This window comes from Thermosynechococcus sp. TG215 (assembly GCF_031583455.1).
In the GTDB taxonomy this organism is placed as follows: Bacteria; Cyanobacteriota; Cyanobacteriia; order Thermosynechococcales; family Thermosynechococcaceae; genus Thermosynechococcus.
Genome location: NZ_CP134178.1, coordinates 364,527 through 383,286, shown reverse-complemented (window position 1 = coordinate 383,286; position 18,760 = coordinate 364,527). Strand labels below are relative to the sequence as shown.

The following is an 18,760-nucleotide window of genomic DNA, read 5'->3' as shown; positions in this document are numbered from 1 at the left end:
ATATGTGAGGGGGATATCATCCTCTCCCAGAGCAGCTTTCACAGTTTTAAGTGTGTTCCATCGATGTGAAAAAGACTGCCACCCATGAAAATCACATTACACTGTTAAGAAATGCTTAACTTATTCTAAGTATTGTCAGGATAAAGACTGCACTGCAACCCAGTAAATTTTCTGTAAACAGGATAAAATCTCACGTCCTAGAATAGCAAGTGAGTCTCTTCATCAATACCGGTTTGATTGAGGAGTTTCTAGTGAAAACCGTTTCCTCATGACAATTTGCCGAGGCCATTGATGTGAAGTCTGATCCGCCGAAGAAGTGGCGCCATCTCCTCGTTATTGAGGATCAGGAGGGTCGGCGTACCATTCCCTTGGAAGCCAGTACCTATACAATTGGGCGACATCCTAGCAATACGATTGTTCTTAAGTCGCCAATGGTTTCCCGTCAGCACGCTGTTTTGCTACGGGTTTTGGATCCCAGCAGTGGTAATTTTTTCTTTCGCCTCATTGATGGCGATTTACAAGGGAAGCGCAGTGTCAATGGTCTGACGGTCAATGGCAAGCCCTGTCAATCCCACATTCTTCAGCATAAGGATTTGATCGTCTTTGGCGGTGATGTGCGCGCCCGCTACCACGCGATCGCCAATATTTCTGACTCCGGGTTCAATCGCTACACCCGCGCCCTCGAAGCATCAAGTATCTCAGATCAAGACGTGGCCTCTTGGGGGGGTGCCTTCGTCAGCAGTGAAATGTCTGAGGTGACCGAAATCCAACTGCTGCGGTTGTCCTCCTTTCCAGAGTTAAGTCCCTATCCGATCATTGAACTGGCCCCCAATGGCCAAATTACCTATCTCAACCCAGCGGCCATTCAGGAATTTCCCGATCTTGGGGAACCAGATGTGCAGCATCCGCTGCTATCGCGCCTCAAAAGCTGGTCGTTGCAGGAAAAGCGATTTTCTGTTGAAGAAATCAACGTTGGCGATCGCACCTACGAAGTGACAATCCATCTGCTGCGGGAGAGCCAATTAATTCGCTGCTACATTACTGACATTACTGAACGCAAACGTTCTGAACTCGCCCTGCGCATTAGTGAAGAACGCTATGCTCTGGCAGCTGAGGGCGCCAATGATGGCCTTTGGGATTGGCAGATTAGCGATCGCTCGATGTATTATTCTCCCCGCTGGGAACTGCTGGTTGGCGAAACCCCCGGTACCCTACAACCCACCATCGAGGAATGGTGGCGGCGTGTCCACCCCGATGACCTAGAGCGGCTACGCCAGAGCATGAAGGAGCATCTTCTCGGTACCCGTCCCCATTTTGAGTGTGAGTTTCGGATTAAACACGCCGATGGCAGTTACCGTTGGATGCGATCGCGGGGCAAAGCCCTGCGCAATGAAGAGGGACAGCCCTATCGCATGGCCGGTTCGATGACCGATGTCACAGAGTACCACTTGATTCAGGAGCAAATTCTCCACGATGCCCTCCACGATGCCATGACGGGGCTACCCAACCGGGTGCTCTTTATGGATCGGCTGACGCAAGCCATTACCCGTCGCGTGCGGCGCCCCAACTCCCTCTTTGCGGTGCTGTTTTTAGATGTGGATCGCTTTAAGGTGATCAACGATAGCTTGGGGCACTTAGCTGGGGATCAACTCCTGATTGGCATTGGCCAGCGACTGACGGCCTGTACCCGCGCTGAGGACACGATCGCCCGCCTTGGGGGTGATGAATTTGCCATTCTCTTGGAGGAGTTAACGACTCCCGCCCAAGCGATCGAAGTGGCAGAACGAGTGCTAGTGGCTCTGAGCCGTCCTTTTCTCCTTGAGGGGCATGAAGTCTTTACCAGTGCCAGTATTGGCATTGCCTTCCCCAGCGAGGAAAGCAAAACGGCTGAGGACTTGTTGCGGGATGCGGATACCGCCATGTACCGCGCGAAATCCTTGGGCAAAGCTCGCTATGAAGTCTTTAGCATGACGATGCGTGCCCAGAGCATTGCCCTGATGCAAATGGAAACTGATCTGCGACGGGCGGCAGAGCGCGATGAATTTTTGGTGTACTATCAACCGATTGTTGATCTATCAACGCTCAATATTGTCGGCTTTGAAACGCTGCTGCGCTGGCAACATCCCGAACGGGGAATCGTCTCCCCCGGTGAATTCATGACTGTCGCCGAAGAAACGGGTCTGATCCTACCCATTAGTTGGTGGGTGATGGCAGAAGCCTGTCGGCAAATGCAACGCTGGTCAAAGGTGTTTCCCCGCAGTCGCAGTTTAAGCATTAGTGTCAACCTCAGCGGTCGTCATTTCCAGCAAGCGGATCTGCTGCTCAACTTAAGATCAATTTTGTCAGAAACAGAATTTCCCGCTGAGCGATTGCGCCTTGAGGTGACCGAGGGCATCTTGATTGACAACAAGGAGGTGGCGATCGCCACCCTTGAGGAAATTCGCGCCATGGGCATTGGCCTGTATATGGATGATTTTGGCACGGGCTATTCTTCCCTGAGTTATTTGCACCGTTTTCCCATTGATACACTAAAAATTGATCGCACGTTTATTTCCGCCCTCAATAGTGAGGAATCTTCGGCGACAATTGTGCACACGATTCTCATGCTGGCGCATTCTTTGCGACTAAAGGTGGTGGCGGAGGGCATCGAAACCCGTCAACAATATCGTGTGCTCCAAGCCCTCGGCTGTAACTATGGCCAAGGTTATTTCTTTGCCCGCCCCCTCTCAGCTCAACAGGTGGAACAGTTATTTGCCAGCCAATTGTTGCCGCACCTAATACGCCCCACTACCAAAGAGCACAATGTGCACGGTCTCCACTAGAATTTCCAAATCCAGATTCAAAGACCAGTTATCGATGTAGTAAAGGTCAAGGCGGGCGGCTTCATCAAAATTGCCAATTTGAGAGCGGCCAGAAATTTGCCACAGCCCGGTAATCCCCGGCATCACCTGATGGCGAATATGGTGCCAAGAATGAAAACGGGCAACATCCCGCAGGGGTAGCGGACGCGGCCCCACTAAGCTCATATCTCCCCAAAGGACATTAAACAGTTGCGGCAGTTCATCAATGCTGGTCTTGCGCAGGAAACTGCCGAGGCGCGTGCGGCGAGGGTCGTTTTTTACCTTGAAGAGAATGCCATCGGCGGATTCATTTTGCGCTTCCAACTGCGCTTGGAGTTGCGGGGCATCGGCACGCATGGTGCGAAATTTCCACATCTGAAAGACTTGGCCGTGGAGTCCTACCCGCTCTTGGCGGAAAAAGACAGGCCCTGGGGAGGTGAGTTTGATGGCGATCGCCACCACAATAAAGAGGGGTGCCAGCACCACGATGCCAAAGAGTGCCAAAATCACGTCCAAATAGCGCTTCAGCCGATATTCCCAACCATTGAGATACGTCATATCTACCCGCAGGGTGGGCAAAGCCGCCACAATTTCCGGGGTGCCGCGGCGGTAAAGCATTTCCAAGCTGGAGGGAATCAACCGTAGGGCAATGCCATGTTGGCGTAGTTGCCAATAGAGGGCTGAAGCGAGATGGGCTGGGGGGAGGCCTTCTACAATCACCTCTTGGGCTTGACAGTTGAGAATCTCGGTCAGGGTTTCCGGTTCATTGGCCATGGTGGCGATCGCCCTGCCGACAATCTTATAGTTCGAGCGTTGCTCTAGTAGGCGGCTGAGATGCTCCTGTCGCTCCGGGGGCGCCACCAGAAAAGCGCGAATCGGTTGCCGTAGGGTGCAAATTTTGAACGCCAGACTCACGGCTAAGCGCAAGATCACCGCGAAAACCACACTGAGACCCCAAGCACTAAAAAACAGCGAGCGGGGTAAATCTACGGTGGGGTCATAGAAGTAGGCGATCGCCAGCGCCAACAAATAGCCCAAGCTCAGCACCTTGGCAAGGCGCAGATAATTTTTCCAATGGCCGCGCGGGTGATACAGCCCACTCACAGCAATCAAAAACAATAGACCAGTGGCAAAGAGCCAAAAGACACTGGGCAATCCCAGCCAGTACCACGCTGCTAAATCAGGGGGCAACGGCGCATAGAAGCGATTGAGTTGTAAGCCCAACTTCCAAGCCAACACCAACCCCACGAGGTCACTGGTCAATAGCAGCAGGGCAAAGACCGTTTCTGAGCGCAACCACATCCGACGGCAGCGGGGTGCCCGAATATCGCGGGGAGACGTGTGAGACCGCATCATGGCGCAACACAACAACAATGGCTAGGGTTTAGTATTCCGCAGAACCCCAAGGGGCGATCGCGGTGCAATATCTCTTTGCAGACCACAACAAATCCTCGACAATGAGGGTAGCAAGCCCATCCGTTCAGACCCCCTCAACATGTCCAGCGATTTAACTTATCCTTCCACTCTCTTACTCACGAGTCTCTTGGCCGTCGGCTTTGTGTTTTTTATTCGTGCCTCCACCAAAGAACGCATTGAAACCAAAGAATGGCTCATTGCCCAGCCCATTGCCGAACTGGCTCCCCGCCTCAAGCAGTATTTCCAGCAGCGGGGCTACCGCCTGCACAGTGTCAGTGCTGATGGCAGTGAAGTGACGTTTCAGGGAAATGTTGCTGCTAGTCCCTTTTTGGCCGCATTGCTTTTTGGCCTTGCCGTCTCCGGTGCCACAGCGATCGCCCTTGTGTTGACCGTCCTCTTTCCCGATCGCGGTATTTTGGCCTTTGGTCTCATTGGTCTAACCCCCATTGCCCCTTGGTTCTATTGGCGAGGTGCCCAGCGGCTCGAAACCGTCAAACTCTCTTTGCAACCCCATGCGATCGGTACCCAAGTCACCCTAGAGGGACACCGCGATGAACTAATGACTTTCGAGGACACGGTGTTGGGAGCTTTGTAGGCTGCCTTCTTGGCTGAGGTGCATAACGGAAAAAAGATCACAGGATAATCTTTTGACGACCTGTGAGGGACTTCGCGATGACCTACTCGCAAACCACCACCACCACTGATGAGCGTACCTTTGGTCAACTCCTGCTTGAACTCGACATCCACCTCAGTCCCAAGGAAGTGGATTGTTTAGAGAAAAACTTTCGGGTGTATCTCGCCTGTGAAGGCTACCCCCTCACTAAAGTTCCCCACTGCGCTGTCGAGCGTCAGGTAGATAGTCATGGTCGCTTGATGGCTGAAACGGTCAAGCCCAGTTCCCTAGAGACCAACGCCGCCTTTGAGCGGGCTTGTCAATGTGCTCAGATGTCCCTGAGTCACCTCAGTGCGATGACCGAATGCTTCCTAGGGGATCTCCAAGACTTGGCCACAAGCCACGGTTACCCCAAACGGTTGGGAACTGACCTTGCGCGGGGAATTCTCGCCAACTATTGGCAACAGTGGGGTCGGGAGCGATTTTACCAATGGGTGATTTGGTTGGTGGAAAATTACACCAATGAATCCACGGAAGAAATTCGTGAATTGAGCGAACTCTATGAAACAGCGTTAGAAATTTATGATCAACTGTTTCGGGATTATTGCGGCTTTTCACCGCGTCTAGGGGCGAAATAATGCCCAACTTCGGTCGGGGACTTTGCTAGAATCAGTCAACAGATAGTTTTTCTGTGGTCAGCGGTAGGCTATCGCTCCTAGGTATCTTGCGAGGTCGGGTTTCTATGCACTTAAGTGAACTCACCCATCCCAACCAGTTGCATGGGTTGTCCATTGCCCAATTGAGTCAAATTGCCGCCCAAATCCGCGACAAACATTTGGAAACGGTGGCGGCCACGGGAGGACACCTTGGGCCAGGCTTGGGGGTTGTCGAACTCACCCTCGCACTCTACCAAACCCTTGACTTAGATAAAGATCGCGTGATTTGGGATGTGGGGCACCAAGCCTACCCCCACAAAATGTTGACGGGTCGCTACAACAACTTCCATACCCTACGGCAAAAGGGAGGAATTGCTGGCTATCTCAACCTCCGCGAAAGTCCCTTTGATCACTTTGGCGCTGGTCATGCCTCCACGAGTATTTCGGCAGCTTTGGGGATGGCGATCGCCCGCGATCTCAAGGGAGAGAAGTTCAAAGTCGTGGCCATTATTGGTGATGGTGCCCTAACTGGGGGGATGGCGCTAGAAGCGATTAACCACGCCGGCCACTTGCCCCACACCAACCTGATGGTGGTGCTGAACGACAATGAGATGTCCATTTCCCCCAATGTGGGCGCGATTCCCCGCTATCTGAATAAAATCCGCCTCTCACCGCAGGTGCAATTTATTACTGATAACCTCGAAGAGCAGTTCAAACATATCCCCTTCTTTGGTGAAAACCTAACCCCGGAGATGCAGCGCATCAAGGAGGGCATGAAACGCCTTGCGGTTCCTAAGGTGGGCGCCGTCTTTGAGGAACTGGGCTTTACTTACGTTGGTCCGGTGGATGGCCACAATTTGGAAGAACTCATTACCACATTCCAACATGCCCATACGATTCCCGGTCCTGTCTTGGTTCATGTGGCAACGGTTAAGGGCAAAGGCTACGCGATCGCCGAGAAAGACCAAGTGGGCTACCATGCGCAAAACCCCTTTGATCTCGTCACTGGTAAGGCCAAACCCTCCAGCAAACCCAAGCCCCCCAGCTACTCCAAAGTCTTTGGCGAAACCCTGACTAAACTCGCAGAAAACGATCCGCGCATTGTTGGCATTACAGCGGCGATGGCCACGGGTACAGGGCTAGATATCCTCCAAAAACGGGTGCCCAACCAATACATTGATGTCGGGATTGCCGAGCAGCACGCCGTAACAATGGCCGCCGGCATGGCCACCCAAGGCATGCGCCCCGTAGCGGCGATTTACTCCACCTTCTTGCAGCGCGCCTACGACCAAATTGTTCACGATGTCTGCATCCAAAAGCTACCCGTCTTCTTCTGCATGGATCGAGCGGGGATTGTCGGTGCTGATGGCCCGACCCACCAAGGGATGTACGACATTGCCTATTTGCGCTGCCTACCCAATATGGTGCTGATGGCACCCAAGGATGAAGCGGAATTGCAACGCATGATTGTAACGGGCATCAACTACACCGATGGCCCGATCGCCCTACGCTATCCCCGGGGCAATGGCTATGGTGTCGCCCTCATGGAGGAAGGCTGGGAACCCCTCGAAATCGGCAAAGGGGAACTCCTGCGCCCCGGTGAAGATATTCTCTTGGTGGCCTACGGCTCAATGGTTTATCCGGCGATGCAAGTGGCAGAAATCCTCAAGGAACACGGCATGAGTGCCGCAGTGATCAATGCCCGCTTTGCCAAACCGCTAGATACTGAGTTGATTCTGCCTTTGGCGAAACAAATTGGCCGCGTGGTCACCTTAGAAGAAGGCTGCCTGATGGGGGGCTTTGGCTCGGCGGTACTCGAGGCACTCCAAGAGGCGGATATTCTGCTGCCTGTGTTGCGTTTGGGGGTACCGGATATCTTGGTTGAGCACGCTAGTCCTGAGGAATCAAAAGCTGACTTAGGACTCACACCCCCACAAATGGCTAAAACGATCATGCAAAAGTTTGGGGTTGCTCAACCAAGGGTGGTCACTGCCTCCTAGGGATGCGCTAGAACAATCACGGCATTCTGACCACCAAAGCCGTAGCTACAGCAGAGAATGTGGCCTAAAGGGGCAGTGCGGCTGTGTTGGACAATGTCGAGGTCAAAGTCGGGAGTCTCACAGCCAACACAGGGGGGAATCTCCTGTGCCCGTAATGACAGACAGGAGAGGGCGATCGCGATCGCGCCAGCAGCACCTAGGGTATGCCCAAGGGCACCTTTGTGACTGGTGACCGCAACCCCTTGACCAAAAAGGGTTTGAATCCAAGTGGCTTCAGCGGCATCGTTACGCCGTGTGCCCGTACCGTGACTATGGATACAGTCGATCTGGTGCGGTGTTAGCCCCGCCTGAGCCAAGGCCTTTTGAATGGCTAGGAGAGCACCGGTTTGCTGGACACTGGGGGCAGCCATATGCTCGGCATCGGCACTGAGACCTACCCCAGCAATTCGCGCATAGGGTGTAACAGCCCGCGATCGCGCCCGTGCCTCGGATTCTAGGACGACAATGGCACCACCGGCCGCTAAGCCAAATCCCTGCCGCTGGCGATCAAAGGGAGCCGCCCGCGCCTGAGCCAACACCCCTAACTGGCGGAACCCGGCCAAGGTTAAGGGCGAGACGGCGGACTCGACCCCTCCCGCCAACACCAGATCACAATAACCCTGCTCAATCAACAGTGCCCCTTGGGCGATCGCCCATAGTCCCGTCGCGCAGGCCGCTGTGGGGTTGAGAACTATCCCTTGGGTGCCGGCAATTTGTGCCACTTGCTGGGATACAGTGGCGGGTAAGGTTTGTAACCATGTTTGTCGCGAAAGAGAAGGCTGCCGTAACCATGTTTCCCACTGTGCTTGAAAGCCACGGCTTGACCCGACCACTACCCCAGCACTGTCTAGAGGAGGGGTTAATTTTGCATCGTTGAGCGCTTGAGTCGTTGTCGTTGCAATAATTTTCTCGACTGGCAAGGTCGTTGCTCCCACCAGTCCGTCAGGCGTGGCGATGAGTGCCGTTTTCCCCTGACAGTAGCGCTGCCACGTGGCGATCGCGCTCTCCCCCAGAGCTGTCCACAGCCCAATACCGGTAATAACAACATTCACTGCACGATTTTATTCAAGATTTGTTCAGGATATGATCGACATCATCAAGCGTGACGTGAGGACAGCGGGCTTGGAAACGGCAACAGAGTACTGTGTGGTGATGGTTACCACTGCTACGGAAACTGAAGCACTCTCTTTAGCCGATCAACTCGTGGCTGAGCACCTCGCTGCCTGTGTGCAAATTCTGCCTATTCAATCAATATACCGCTGGCAAGGAACCGTACATCGCGATCCCGAATGGCAACTGCTCATTAAAACCCGCACTGCCCTGTTTGAGCAAGTGCGCGATCGCCTGCTGGCATTACACAGTTATGAAGTTCCAGAAATCATTGCCCTACCCATTATTGCCGGTTCTCCTGCTTACTTGAGTTGGGTCAAAGAACAAACTCAAAAAATCTCTAGAGGTTAAGAATGCCTGAACCCAAGATCAAAAGCTTATATTACATTACCCATGTGAACAACCTCTCCTCTATATTCCAACACGGCATTCTTGCACATGAGCAAGTCGTAGAACGCGGTCTTTCCCCGACACCTATCTATAACGCAGACATCGTTGTGCGTCGGCAACACCGCCTCGCACCAAATGGTCAGAGTCTATGGCAATATGCCAACCTTTATTTTCAACCCCGAAATCCCATGCTTTATAAAGTATTAAGTGAAATCAATAAAAACAATGTTGTCATTTTAGGAATTAAACCCCGTGTCCTAGATATCAAAGGAACCTTCATTGCTTTAGGGAATGCAGCCCACTCCGTTACTGAAATCCGCGATGCTAAAACTGGACTACAAATCATCCATCGCGATTATTGGAGCATTCTCAATAATGACTGGTGGAAAACTGAAGATGGTACAAAGCGAAAAATTATGGCGGAATGCTTGGTTCCAAAAGTGGTTCCCCCCACTGAGATTCATTCTATCTATGTTGCAAGTCAGGAGATGGCAGAGCGCCTTCGACAACAGTTCAGTTCTGTTGAAGTCGTAGTTGAACCCCACATGTTTTTCCAACCCCGACGACGTGCTGCAATTACGAGTCATCTATCTTGGGTGGATGGAGATATGTTCTTCTCCCAAATGCAAACCTTAACAATCAGTGTCAATACCGTCGGTGTAATGGGTAAGGGATTAGCCTCACGGGCAAAATATCAATTTCCGGATATGTACGTCGTCTATCAAGATGTCTGCAAGAAAAAGCAACTTACAATGGGGAAACCATATTTGTATAAACGTGAAGCTTCTCTAGACAGCGATCTAGCGGATGAACCTTTGAGCTTACCCAACTTGAATGCCAATAAATGGTTTTTACTCTTTCCGACTAAAACTCACTGGAAACAATCGTCTGACATTACAGGAATTGAGCGAGGTTTGCAATGGTTAGTGGATAGCTATCAAGCAGAAGGCATTCAATCTCTTGCTGTTCCCGCTCTTGGCTGTGGCTTGGGGGGTCTAGACTGGAGGGAAATAGGACCACTGATGTGTCGTTATCTTTCACAAATGCAGATTCAAGTGGCTATTTACTTGCCCCAAGAACAAGAGGTACCAGCAGAGTTTTTAACTAGGGATTTTTTACTAGCCGCCTAAGGTGGCCGTTTTTTCCCCAACTGCCTAGCACGGTCTAGACATGCCCCCATCGCAAACTTAAGATAGAAAAATGGTTTCCCTTGCCCGCAAAAATCTCTTAGAAGACTTTAGCCGCTTTCTCGTGGCTCAACTAGGCATCACGTTTGCCGTCAGTCTGGTCACAGTTCAAACTGGACTCCTTGAGGGCTTTGGGCGATCGGCCACACTCTTGGTGAACAAAAGTCAAGCGGATTTCTGGATTGCCTCCAGTGAGTTGCGCTATTTTGGCTTAACGTTGCCTATTGAGTATCAAGTTGTCCTCGATGCCCAGGCAGTTGCAGGGGTTGCAGCCGCAGAACCTCTGTTGATCCAGTCAGCGATGTGGCGCCGTTCAGAGACAGAGGCGATCGATCCAGTGCAGGTGGTGGGTATTGAACCGACAGGCACCTTGCTGCCCTTGACGACAGTTGCTGGTGCAACCCTGACGGAGCTAGAAGAACCCTACAGTGTCATCGTGGATCGCATTGACCTCAATGCCCTTTCCCTTACGGCTCTAGGGGAGCAAGGTCGCGTGAATAACTACCCAGCGACGGTCATTGGCTGGACGCGCGGTGTCAAATCCATTGTCTCTAGCCCCTATGTCTTGACTTCGCTGGAAACTGCGAACCTTTACTTAAACTTCCCTCGGTTTGATACCAGTGAGCCGGTACCCGAATTTCTGCCGTTGGTGTCCCCCAGTACCCGCATCACCTATGTCATGGTGAAAGCCAAGTCGGGGGAGGATTTAGCAAAGGTGCAGGAACGCTTACGGGCAGCCTTTCCCAACTATCAAGTGCTCAGTCGTGCTGCCCTGACTGAAATGACGCGGCGCTATTGGCTAGCCAGTACCAGTGTGGGGTTTATCTTAGGACTGGGGGCAGGGGTTGGCGTGGTTGTAGGGGTGGTCATTGTCAGTCAAATTCTCTATTCTTCGGTGAGCGATCGCCTACAGGAGTATGGCACCCTCAAAGCAATGGGGGCTTCTGACGGGTACTTGTATCGCATTATTATTGAGCAAGCCCTGTGGATGGCCGTACTGGGTTATCTGCCCGGTTTAGGCCTGTGCTGGGGACTGGGGATGTGGACCATGCAAGCCCGTGCCATCCAAATTATCATTACTCCCCAACTTGCCCTCGCCGTTTTTAGTGCCACCGTCGCCATGTGTGTCAGTGCTTCCCTATTGGCGATTCAAAAAGTGATGCGCCTTGATCCCGCCCAAGTTTTTCGAGCTTGAATCATGCCCCGCCCTACCCTCCCTTGGTCAACCTGTCCGCCTCAAGGAGAACCTGTCCTCAGTGGTTGGGAACAGGCGTTGAGTGAAGTGCCCCGTTGCCCCCCCTTGCCCCCCCAAATGCTCCCCTCTATTCGCGCCGCCTTTGCCTGTGCCCTCCATATGCACCAGCCGACCATTCCAGCGGGGGAGGGCGGCAGCCTCATCAGTCACTTGCAGTATATGCTGATGCATCCCCACGAGGGGGACAATCACAACGCGACCCAATTTCTCTGGTGTTATCGGCGCATGGGGGACTGGATTCCCCAGTTGGTGGCTGAGGGCTGTCAACCGCGGATTATGCTCGATTACTCCGGCAACCTCCTCTGGGGGCTGGAGCAGATGGGACAGGAGGAGGTACTGGACGCCCTGCGGCGGATTACTGTGGATGCCTATGCTCCCTACGTGGAATGGCTGGGCACCTGCTGGGGACATGCGGTGATTCCCTCCACTCCAATCGCTGACATTGAGTTGCATATTCGCGCTTGGCAGCATCAATTTGTGGCCCTCTTTGGCGTTGAAGCGCTGCAAAGGGTACAGGGCTTTTCACTGCCAGAAATGCATTTGCCCAACCATCCGGATACGCTCTTTACCTTGGTGACCTGCCTCAAACGCTGTGGATACAGTTGGTTGCTGGTACAGGAGCACAGTGTTGAACAGTTGGATGGGTCGCCGCTACCCTACGCTGCCAAGTATGTACCGAATGTCCTTGTGGCGCGCAACTCCCAAGGAGAGGTGGCGGAAATAACGGTGCTGATTAAAACCCAAGGCTCGGATACGAAACTTGTGGCGCAAATGCAGCCTTATCACGAAGCTAAGCATCTGGCCACTCACTGGCAGGCTCCCCTCAGTCCCCCCTGTGTGAGTCAAATTGCCGATGGTGAAAACGGTGGTGTGATGATGAATGAATATCCCCGCGATTTTATGCCGGTGTGGCATGAGATAAAAGCGAATCCGCAGGCAGGGGTGGTGGGTCTCAATGGCAGTGAGTACCTTGCCCTCTTGGCGGCTCAGGGGGTGACTAGCGATCGCTTTCCTCGCTGTCAGGCGGTACACCAACATCTACTCTGGCAGACCTTAGGGGATAACCCGATAACGCCAGAAAGGGTTGCGGCAGCGATCGCCCACCTTGAACAAACCAATCCCCACTTCTCCATGGAGGGTGCCTCTTGGACGAATCACCTCAGTTGGGTCAAGGGCTATGAGACCGTTCTGCAACCGATGGAACGCCTGAGTGCCGAGTTTCACCGCATCTATGATCCTTTGGTGGCGGCTGACCCGCAAGTGACCCAAAGCCCTGCCTACCGCGAAGCGCTCCTCTATGTGCTGACATCGCAAACCAGTTGTTTTCGCTACTGGGGCAGTGGCCGCTGGACAGACTATGCAAAAACGATTTGCGATCGCGGGATGGCACTGTTGCAAGAAACCAGCGTTTGAGAGGGAGTTTTCCAAGAATTCGTAAAATAAGTTATGGCATGGCAGAACTGGTGCATACCTCCTTTAGGAGCGATTGTGGCGGGTTCCCTCGCCGTCGCCCTTACCCGTGAACCGCTTCCTGTGGTGGCGGTCAGTTCTGCGGGGGCATTGGTGGGCACTTGGGTGCAAGATCGTCAACGTCATTCCCTAACCCCCCAGATCGAAGACCTCCTCCAACGTTTAGAGGAAAGACTGCAACACCTTGAAACCCGCACTTCTGGGAATGGCTCGCGTCGTACCGCTATTTTCTACGACATTGAAAACCTGATCAAAGGCTACAACATCAAAGCCGCAGATGTGGCCAAAATTTCCCTCGCTGCCATCCAAGCCCATATTCGCCAAGCCTACCCCATCGAGCGGGTGCTGCTGCAACGTGCCTATGCCAACTGGAGTGATGCTCGCCTTGGGTCACTGCGCCGGGAAATGCACCAATTGGGCATTGAGCCTGTACAGGTCTTTGGTTTTTCCTACGAAAATCGCAAAAATGCTGCTGATATTCAATTGGCGATTGATGTGGTGGATTTGATTTTTCAAGATGACCGCTTTGATACGTTTGTGATTGTCTCCGGCGATGGTGGCTTTGGCTCCCTTGCCAAGAAGTTACGGCAGTACGGCAAAACAGTCATTGGCTGCGCCTACGAAGATGCGGCTGGCAAGAGTTTTCAGGCCATTTGTGATGCCTTTGTCCACATCCCTGATCCAACCGTAAAACCCCGCCCACCTGTCGCCAGTCCCGCTCCCCCCATTGAAGCGCCGCCGCCCAGCATCCCACCCTCCGCCATTCCCTTAGATCCTGATAATCGTCGTTTGTGTGCGGACTTGAGTGTCAGTTTGGCTCGCCATGCCGAGGGGGCGATCGCCAAAACGCGGCAGATTCTCGATTGGTACCGCCGTGATTCGGAGTGTGGCAAGCTCCTGCGGGAGGAAGGGCTACCCATTAGTAAAGTCCAAGGGGCGGTACAAGCCCTGCTGCCCAACTTTGACATTTTGCAGTTGGGGATGGTCAAGTTCTCGGAATACTTGCGCTACGTCTGTAAAAACACGATCTTCTGCGTCTTTCATCGGCAGGGCAGTGCCAATCAACTGCGTCTTGGCCTACGGGAGCATCTTCCCCCCAGTGCTGTGGTGATGGCCAATTTTGAAAAGCGTCCCCTCCATAGTCTGGCAACCTATCGCGCTTTGCTCAGTCACGAACGGGTGGCGATCGCCCAACCCCCAGCCTTAGCCTATGTTTTAGCGTGGCTCCTTGACCATCGCGATTGCGCTGCCACCCTAGAAGAACTGGCCGCCATGATTGAGCAAACCGCCCCAGCGGAGATTGGTCGCAGTCAAATTGAAAGTGCCTTGAATAACTGCCAAGCGGCCAATATTCTTGTGCCAGCTCCCCACAGTGGCGATCGCTATTTCGTTGCTGCGAAAATCACAACCCTTCCCGCAAGCTATGCAGCACTGGCGCAGTGGCTAGATCAGACCCTTCAGGTGTTTTTTGAACGGGTAGGGGCGCATCCGAAACCAGAACTGTTGCGGGCACTCGTTGAGCCATCTGTTTCTGTACCCAAGTAAGCGATCGCCATGGAGTTTCCTTGGTTGGTGTGGCTAGAGACCTGTGAGAGCACGAATACCTGGGCATTGCACCATGCCGATCAACTCTATGGGGGTCAAGTCATCTACACTCAGGCACAAACACGGGGGCGAGGTCAGTACAACCGTACTTGGCAATCCCCAAAGGGGGTGTTGACAGCCTCCTTTATCCTGCCGCAGTCGCCAGCGATCGTTGCGCCCAGTGTCCAAGCCGGGATAGCCGTGATGCGGGCGTTGAGTGGGCTGCGACCAACGGTGGAACGCCATCTGCAATTGAAGTGGCCCAATGATGTGATGGCTCAGGGCAAGAAACTGGCGGGAATTCTCTGTGAAGGCCGTTCCCCTTGGCTGGTGGTGGGGCTGGGACTGAACCGCTGTGTTGACGTTGAGGCAATGGGTCTTCCCCAGGCCATTAGCCTCCACACGCTGCTTCATTCTCCCCAAGCGGTGCCTACGGATCTGGAACTGCTAGCGGCGATTCGCGCTGAGCTTCTGTGGTGTTGGCAACAGTCCCAGGGGGTTCAGATCACGGCGCAGCAGGATTTTTTGCGGGGGCGATCGCTCACTCTTGTCCAAGGAGAACAAAGGTGGCAGGGCATCGGTGTGGGCATTAGCGATCGCGGGACGTTGCAAGTACGTCTGAACAATGGGGAGTTGCGAGAATTTAGCAGTGGCCATGTCCTCTACAGCAGCGATCGTGCTCCCTAGATCTGGATTGCTGAAGTGGGTAGCCCATCTGCGAAAATTGTCCTTGGTACTACAACCATCTGAGGTGTGCATGAAGGGTTGGCAGGTCTGTTGGCAACGGGCGATCGCTTTCGTTCTCAGCATTGCTCTCCTGTGGTCAGTGGGGGACATCGCCGCGGCAAAAGCCAGTGGCTCGCTGGCAGAGGTGGCGGCTCCTGTGGCCATTGAGGATATGAAGGATTGGTTCGATCGCTATGAACCGCGGCTGAAAATTCTCACCCCCGAAGCCAACCAAACCCTCCAAAGCCGCAACGTCACCGTCAAGCTAAGTGTCCAAGGGCTACGCCTGTTTCAAGATCAGCGCACAGGGTTAGGCCCCCATGTGGAGGTGGTGCTCGATGATCTGCCCAGCCGCAGTGTCTATGACCTGAACACCCCCATTGAATTTACGAACCTTGAGCCGGGAACGCACCTTCTCCGTGCTTTTGTTGTGTACCCTTGGGGTGAAAGTCTGAAACATCCCCTTGCCTATGCTCAAACGGCCTTTCATCTCTATACTGCAGATGAGGACACTCGATCTGCTAGTCTTCCCCTGATCACCTACAATCAGCCCAGCGGCACCTATGGCGCTGAACCAGTGCTCCTTGATTTTTATCTCAGCAACCTGCCGTTGGATCAACAATTAAACAATGAGAAAGTCTGGCAGGTGCGCTGCACGATCAATGGTCAATCCTTCACGGTCGATCGCTGGCAGGCCTACTATCTCACTGGACTCCAGCCGGGGGATAACTGGGTACGGCTCGAACTTCTGGATGGCAATGGTCAGCGTATTCCCTCTCCCTACAATCCCATTACCCGCCTCGTGACCTATCAACCCAATGGCAAGGATGTCCTCTCGCGCCTGCTGCGGGGAGAACTGGCCGCCAAAAATCTTCAAAGTAGCCTCAGTCCGGATCTCCCCAGCAACCTCCCTCCTGAACCGACCCCAGAGCCAACACCTGTCGTTGAGGAATCCGCCGCTCCCTCCGAGCCGACCCCAGAGCCAACAGCTGTTGTTGAAGAATCTGCCGCTCAGACCTCCGTTGCTGAGGAACCTACACCAACGTCGGCAGTAGAGGCACCAACACGCACCGTTGAACCTGTAGAGGAAACGCCCGTTGCACCAGAGCCAACCCCAGAACCCACCGTCAAAGCAGCTGAAGAGACACCGCCCCCCACGCCGCAAAAGCCCTTCTGGCAGCGCCTGAATCCCTTCAAGAAAGCAGAAAGCCCGACTCGTTCTGTTCTCGTTAGCCCGCGAGTTCCATCCAAGCCGTCCCCACCTTTGGAGCAACCGACTCTAGAGACCACTGCACCTGAGGTCACTGAACCGGAGGCTGCTCCCACTCCAGAGGATTTGCCACAATTAGAAGAACCGACGACCCCTCAGGAGTAGAGTAAAACCATGCAAGGAACCTCACTGGCCACAGTACGTCTTCAACCCTCATTTGCTGTTCCTCTGGGGGTTCTGCTGTTAAGTCTGCCCCTGTGGTGGCTGCGCTGGTGGCTGGGCTTGCCCATCTCCCTGTTTGCGCTATTCTTGGCTGTGCAGGCGGCTACCCTGCGACTAGAATTTACGGCAACAGCACTAGATGTCTATCGCGGCAGCCGACAAATTCGCCACTTTCCCTATCAGCAATGGCAGCATTGGGAGGTCTTTTGGCCAGCCTTTCCCGTGCTCTTTTATTTTCGGGAGGTCAAGAATATCCACTTTCTGCCGATTCTGTTTGACGCCAAAACTTTAGTACAATGCCTCCAAGAACGCTGCCCACGCACAGCCTTTATTTCCACGGTTCGCAATGACGGATGACCCTACGGTGACTGATGCCTCTGAACCTACCCCAGAGGAACTAACTGCCCTCAAAGCTCAACGGGATGCCCTCAAAGCTGAAATTCAAGCCCTTGATGCTGAGTTTCATCGTCTTGTGCACGATCGCCTCAAGTCCCTTGAAGAGCGGCAACAAAGTCTGCAACTCACCATTGAGCAACTAGAACGGCGCAAGGAACGCATCGAACAGGAGCTCCGCCGCAACTTTGTGGGTGCCTCCCAAGAACTCGCGATTCGAGTGCAGGGGTTCAAGGAATTTCTCGTCAAGAGCATGCAGGAGTTGGCAGCCACCGTTGAGGAAATGGAATTGCTGCCCCCGACGCCCGCTGTCGTGGAAACTGCCTCTGCCCCAGCAGCAACAGCGACAACGCCGCCCAAGTTAGTTCTTGATGAGGGATTTCAGGAGGAAGCGGATCGGATTCGCCGTTTGCTAGAGCAATATCGGAGTAGCCCCAATTACTATGGCCCTCCTTGGCAGTTGCGACGTACGTTTGAGCAAGTTCATGCTGAGCGGGTAGAAAGTTGGTTCTTTGATCTCGGGGGACGGGGTGCCCTGCGATCGCTCCCCAGTCGGTTGCAAAATATCCTTGTTGCCTCGGCAATCATCTCGATTCTACGGGACTTCTATGGCGATATGTTGCGGGTTTTGGTTTTGGCTGATTCCCCTGAGCGACTGGGGGACTGGCGACGGGGATTGCAGGACTGCTTAGGGATTAGCCGTCAAGATTTTGGCCCTGATCAGGGGGTGGCGCTCTTTGAATCTGCGGATGCCTTGGCCTTTCGTGCCGATCGCCTCGAGCAGGAGGACTACATCCCTCTAATTCTTATTGATGATTCCCAACCCCAAGTCAGCCTTTCACTACTGCAATATCCCTTGCTCTTGGGCTTTGCCCCTGAACCCCAGTTGCGTCCTAGCCGTAGTTCTGATTTCTTTGAGTAGGGAGGCTCCTGTGACCACTGCACTCATCCTTGGACTGCTGGCGCTCGCTAGCTACCTGCTCGGCTCAATTCCCACGGGCTACCTCTTGGCCAAAGCGCTGCGGGGGATTGATATTCGTGAGCATGGCTCTGGCTCAACAGGGGCGACCAATGTGCTGCGGGTGGTGGGCAAAGGCCCCGGACTGGTGACGTTTTTAGTCGATGTGGGCAAGGGACTAGGGGCAGTTCTTTTGGCGCGATGGGTTCTGGGGCAATCTTGGAGTACAGTACCGACCATTTGGTTGGAATTTGTCCTGCTGGCGATCGCCTTCATTGCAGTTTTGGCTCACAGTAAGCCGATTTGGTTGGGCTGGCGCGGCGGCAAATCCGTTGCCACTGGTTTAGGGGTGCTCCTTGCCCTCAATGCCCCCACTGCCTTAGCCACCTTTGCGGTGTTTCTGTCGGTCTTGGCGGCCAGCCGCATTGTCTCCCTGAGTTCAATCACTGCTGCTATCTCCTTGCCCTTCTGGTTTTGGCTCTTTACGCAGTCGTGGCCGTTTGTCGGTTTTAGTGTGATTGCAGGTGCTTTTGTGATTTGGCGACACCAGAGTAATATCCAACGCCTCCTTGCAGGGACAGAGCCACGGTTGGGCGCCTCGGAAGGATAGACCTCTTAGAAGGTGACTTTTGGACGGGTTCGGCGTTCCTTAATGCCCCCCATATTTTAGAAAAGGGTTGTATTTGTACAT

At 53.6% G+C, this 18,760-nt stretch carries 16 protein-coding genes; 14 read left to right on the top strand and 2 right to left on the bottom strand.

Annotation, left to right across the window (positions count from 1 at the left end; genetic code table 11):
* The first annotated feature begins 293 nt into the window (after positions 1-293).
* Positions 294-2,822, top strand: a complete 2,529-nt coding sequence (locus RHJ02_RS01765; RefSeq protein WP_302678694.1) for an EAL domain-containing protein — start codon at positions 294-296, stop codon at positions 2,820-2,822.
* On the opposite strand, the gene RHJ02_RS01760 is transcribed toward RHJ02_RS01765, so the two are convergent.
* The gene (locus RHJ02_RS01760) at positions 2,775-4,193 is read right to left on the bottom strand and encodes a sugar transferase (protein ID WP_399378980.1); all 1,419 of its coding nucleotides are present in this window, start codon (positions 4,191-4,193) and stop codon (positions 2,775-2,777) included. The genes RHJ02_RS01765 and RHJ02_RS01760 overlap by 48 nt on opposite strands.
* Positions 4,194-4,335: 142 nt before the next feature.
* Between RHJ02_RS01760 and RHJ02_RS01755 the strand changes: the two genes are divergently transcribed.
* From RHJ02_RS01755 to dxs, 3 genes are all read left to right on the top strand, one after another.
* Positions 4,336-4,851, top strand: a complete 516-nt coding sequence (locus RHJ02_RS01755) for a cofactor assembly of complex C subunit B (protein ID WP_206200811.1) — start codon at positions 4,336-4,338, stop codon at positions 4,849-4,851.
* A gap of 77 nt (positions 4,852-4,928) precedes the next feature.
* Positions 4,929-5,507, top strand: a complete 579-nt coding sequence (locus tag RHJ02_RS01750) for a hypothetical protein (RefSeq protein WP_310800389.1) — start codon at positions 4,929-4,931, stop codon at positions 5,505-5,507.
* Positions 5,508-5,611: 104 nt separating this feature from the next.
* Positions 5,612-7,525, top strand: a complete 1,914-nt coding sequence (dxs, locus tag RHJ02_RS01745) for a 1-deoxy-D-xylulose-5-phosphate synthase (protein ID WP_206200809.1) — start codon at positions 5,612-5,614, stop codon at positions 7,523-7,525.
* Here dxs and RHJ02_RS01740 read toward each other — a convergent pair.
* Positions 7,522-8,616, bottom strand: a complete 1,095-nt coding sequence (locus tag RHJ02_RS01740; RefSeq protein WP_206200808.1) for a beta-ketoacyl-ACP synthase — start codon at positions 8,614-8,616, stop codon at positions 7,522-7,524. The genes dxs and RHJ02_RS01740 overlap by 4 nt on opposite strands.
* 31 nt (positions 8,617-8,647) lie before the next feature.
* Between RHJ02_RS01740 and cutA the strand changes: the two genes are divergently transcribed.
* The 10 genes from cutA (at position 8,648) to plsY (ending at position 18,679) form a co-directional block, all read left to right on the top strand.
* Entirely contained in the window at positions 8,648-9,025 is a 378-nt protein-coding gene (gene cutA, locus RHJ02_RS01735) for a divalent-cation tolerance protein CutA (protein WP_206200807.1), read from the top strand.
* 2 nt (positions 9,026-9,027) lie between these two features.
* Positions 9,028-10,194 (top strand): DarT ssDNA thymidine ADP-ribosyltransferase family protein, encoded by a 1,167-nt coding sequence (locus RHJ02_RS01730; RefSeq protein WP_310800388.1) that lies wholly within the window; start codon positions 9,028-9,030, stop codon positions 10,192-10,194.
* 70 nt (positions 10,195-10,264) lie between these two features.
* On the top strand, positions 10,265-11,446 hold the full coding sequence (locus tag RHJ02_RS01725) for an ABC transporter permease (protein WP_310743284.1): 1,182 nt from the start codon (positions 10,265-10,267) through the stop codon (positions 11,444-11,446).
* 3 nt (positions 11,447-11,449) lie between these two features.
* On the top strand, positions 11,450-12,919 hold the full coding sequence (locus tag RHJ02_RS01720; RefSeq protein WP_206200804.1) for a glycosyl hydrolase family 57: 1,470 nt from the start codon (positions 11,450-11,452) through the stop codon (positions 12,917-12,919).
* A gap of 75 nt (positions 12,920-12,994) precedes the next feature.
* Positions 12,995-14,521 carry an NYN domain-containing protein gene (locus tag RHJ02_RS01715; RefSeq protein WP_206200803.1) on the top strand — a complete coding sequence of 509 codons (1,527 nt, stop codon included), beginning with the start codon at positions 12,995-12,997 and terminating at the stop codon, positions 14,519-14,521.
* Between the two features lie 9 nt (positions 14,522-14,530).
* The gene (locus RHJ02_RS01710) at positions 14,531-15,247 is read left to right on the top strand and encodes a biotin--[acetyl-CoA-carboxylase] ligase (protein WP_206200802.1); all 717 of its coding nucleotides are present in this window, start codon (positions 14,531-14,533) and stop codon (positions 15,245-15,247) included.
* Positions 15,248-15,317: 70 nt separating this feature from the next.
* On the top strand, positions 15,318-16,661 hold the full coding sequence (locus RHJ02_RS01705; protein ID WP_206200801.1) for a hypothetical protein: 1,344 nt from the start codon (positions 15,318-15,320) through the stop codon (positions 16,659-16,661).
* A gap of 9 nt (positions 16,662-16,670) precedes the next feature.
* Complete coding sequence (locus RHJ02_RS01700) at positions 16,671-17,075, top strand: DUF3119 family protein (protein WP_206200800.1); 405 nt, start codon at positions 16,671-16,673, stop codon at positions 17,073-17,075.
* A complete protein-coding gene (locus RHJ02_RS01695; RefSeq protein WP_206200799.1) occupies positions 17,065-18,033 on the top strand; it encodes a DUF3086 domain-containing protein in 969 nt (322 codons plus the stop codon). The genes RHJ02_RS01700 and RHJ02_RS01695 overlap by 11 nt, the downstream gene beginning before the upstream one ends.
* A 10-nt stretch (positions 18,034-18,043) precedes the next feature.
* Positions 18,044-18,679: a glycerol-3-phosphate 1-O-acyltransferase PlsY gene (gene plsY, locus RHJ02_RS01690; protein ID WP_206200798.1), complete on the top strand. Its 636-nt coding sequence runs from the start codon at positions 18,044-18,046 to the stop codon at positions 18,677-18,679.
* The last annotated feature ends 81 nt before the right edge of the window (positions 18,680-18,760 follow it).

Coding starts and splice junctions, on each gene's coding strand:
- RHJ02_RS01705 (WP_206200801.1), top strand. CDS start 15,318: ATGAAGGGTTGGCAGGTCTGTTGGCAACGGGCGATCGCTTTCGTTCTC.
- RHJ02_RS01730 (WP_310800388.1), top strand. CDS start 9,028: ATGCCTGAACCCAAGATCAAAAGCTTATATTACATTACCCATGTGAAC.
- RHJ02_RS01755 (WP_206200811.1), top strand. CDS start 4,336: ATGTCCAGCGATTTAACTTATCCTTCCACTCTCTTACTCACGAGTCTC.
- cutA (WP_206200807.1), top strand. CDS start 8,648: ATGATCGACATCATCAAGCGTGACGTGAGGACAGCGGGCTTGGAAACG.
- dxs (WP_206200809.1), top strand. CDS start 5,612: ATGCACTTAAGTGAACTCACCCATCCCAACCAGTTGCATGGGTTGTCC.
- RHJ02_RS01760 (WP_399378980.1), bottom strand. CDS start 4,193: ATGCGGTCTCACACGTCTCCCCGCGATATTCGGGCACCCCGCTGCCGT.
- RHJ02_RS01725 (WP_310743284.1), top strand. CDS start 10,265: ATGGTTTCCCTTGCCCGCAAAAATCTCTTAGAAGACTTTAGCCGCTTT.
- RHJ02_RS01750 (WP_310800389.1), top strand. CDS start 4,929: ATGACCTACTCGCAAACCACCACCACCACTGATGAGCGTACCTTTGGT.
- RHJ02_RS01700 (WP_206200800.1), top strand. CDS start 16,671: ATGCAAGGAACCTCACTGGCCACAGTACGTCTTCAACCCTCATTTGCT.
- RHJ02_RS01695 (WP_206200799.1), top strand. CDS start 17,065: ATGACGGATGACCCTACGGTGACTGATGCCTCTGAACCTACCCCAGAG.
- RHJ02_RS01720 (WP_206200804.1), top strand. CDS start 11,450: ATGCCCCGCCCTACCCTCCCTTGGTCAACCTGTCCGCCTCAAGGAGAA.
- RHJ02_RS01710 (WP_206200802.1), top strand. CDS start 14,531: ATGGAGTTTCCTTGGTTGGTGTGGCTAGAGACCTGTGAGAGCACGAAT.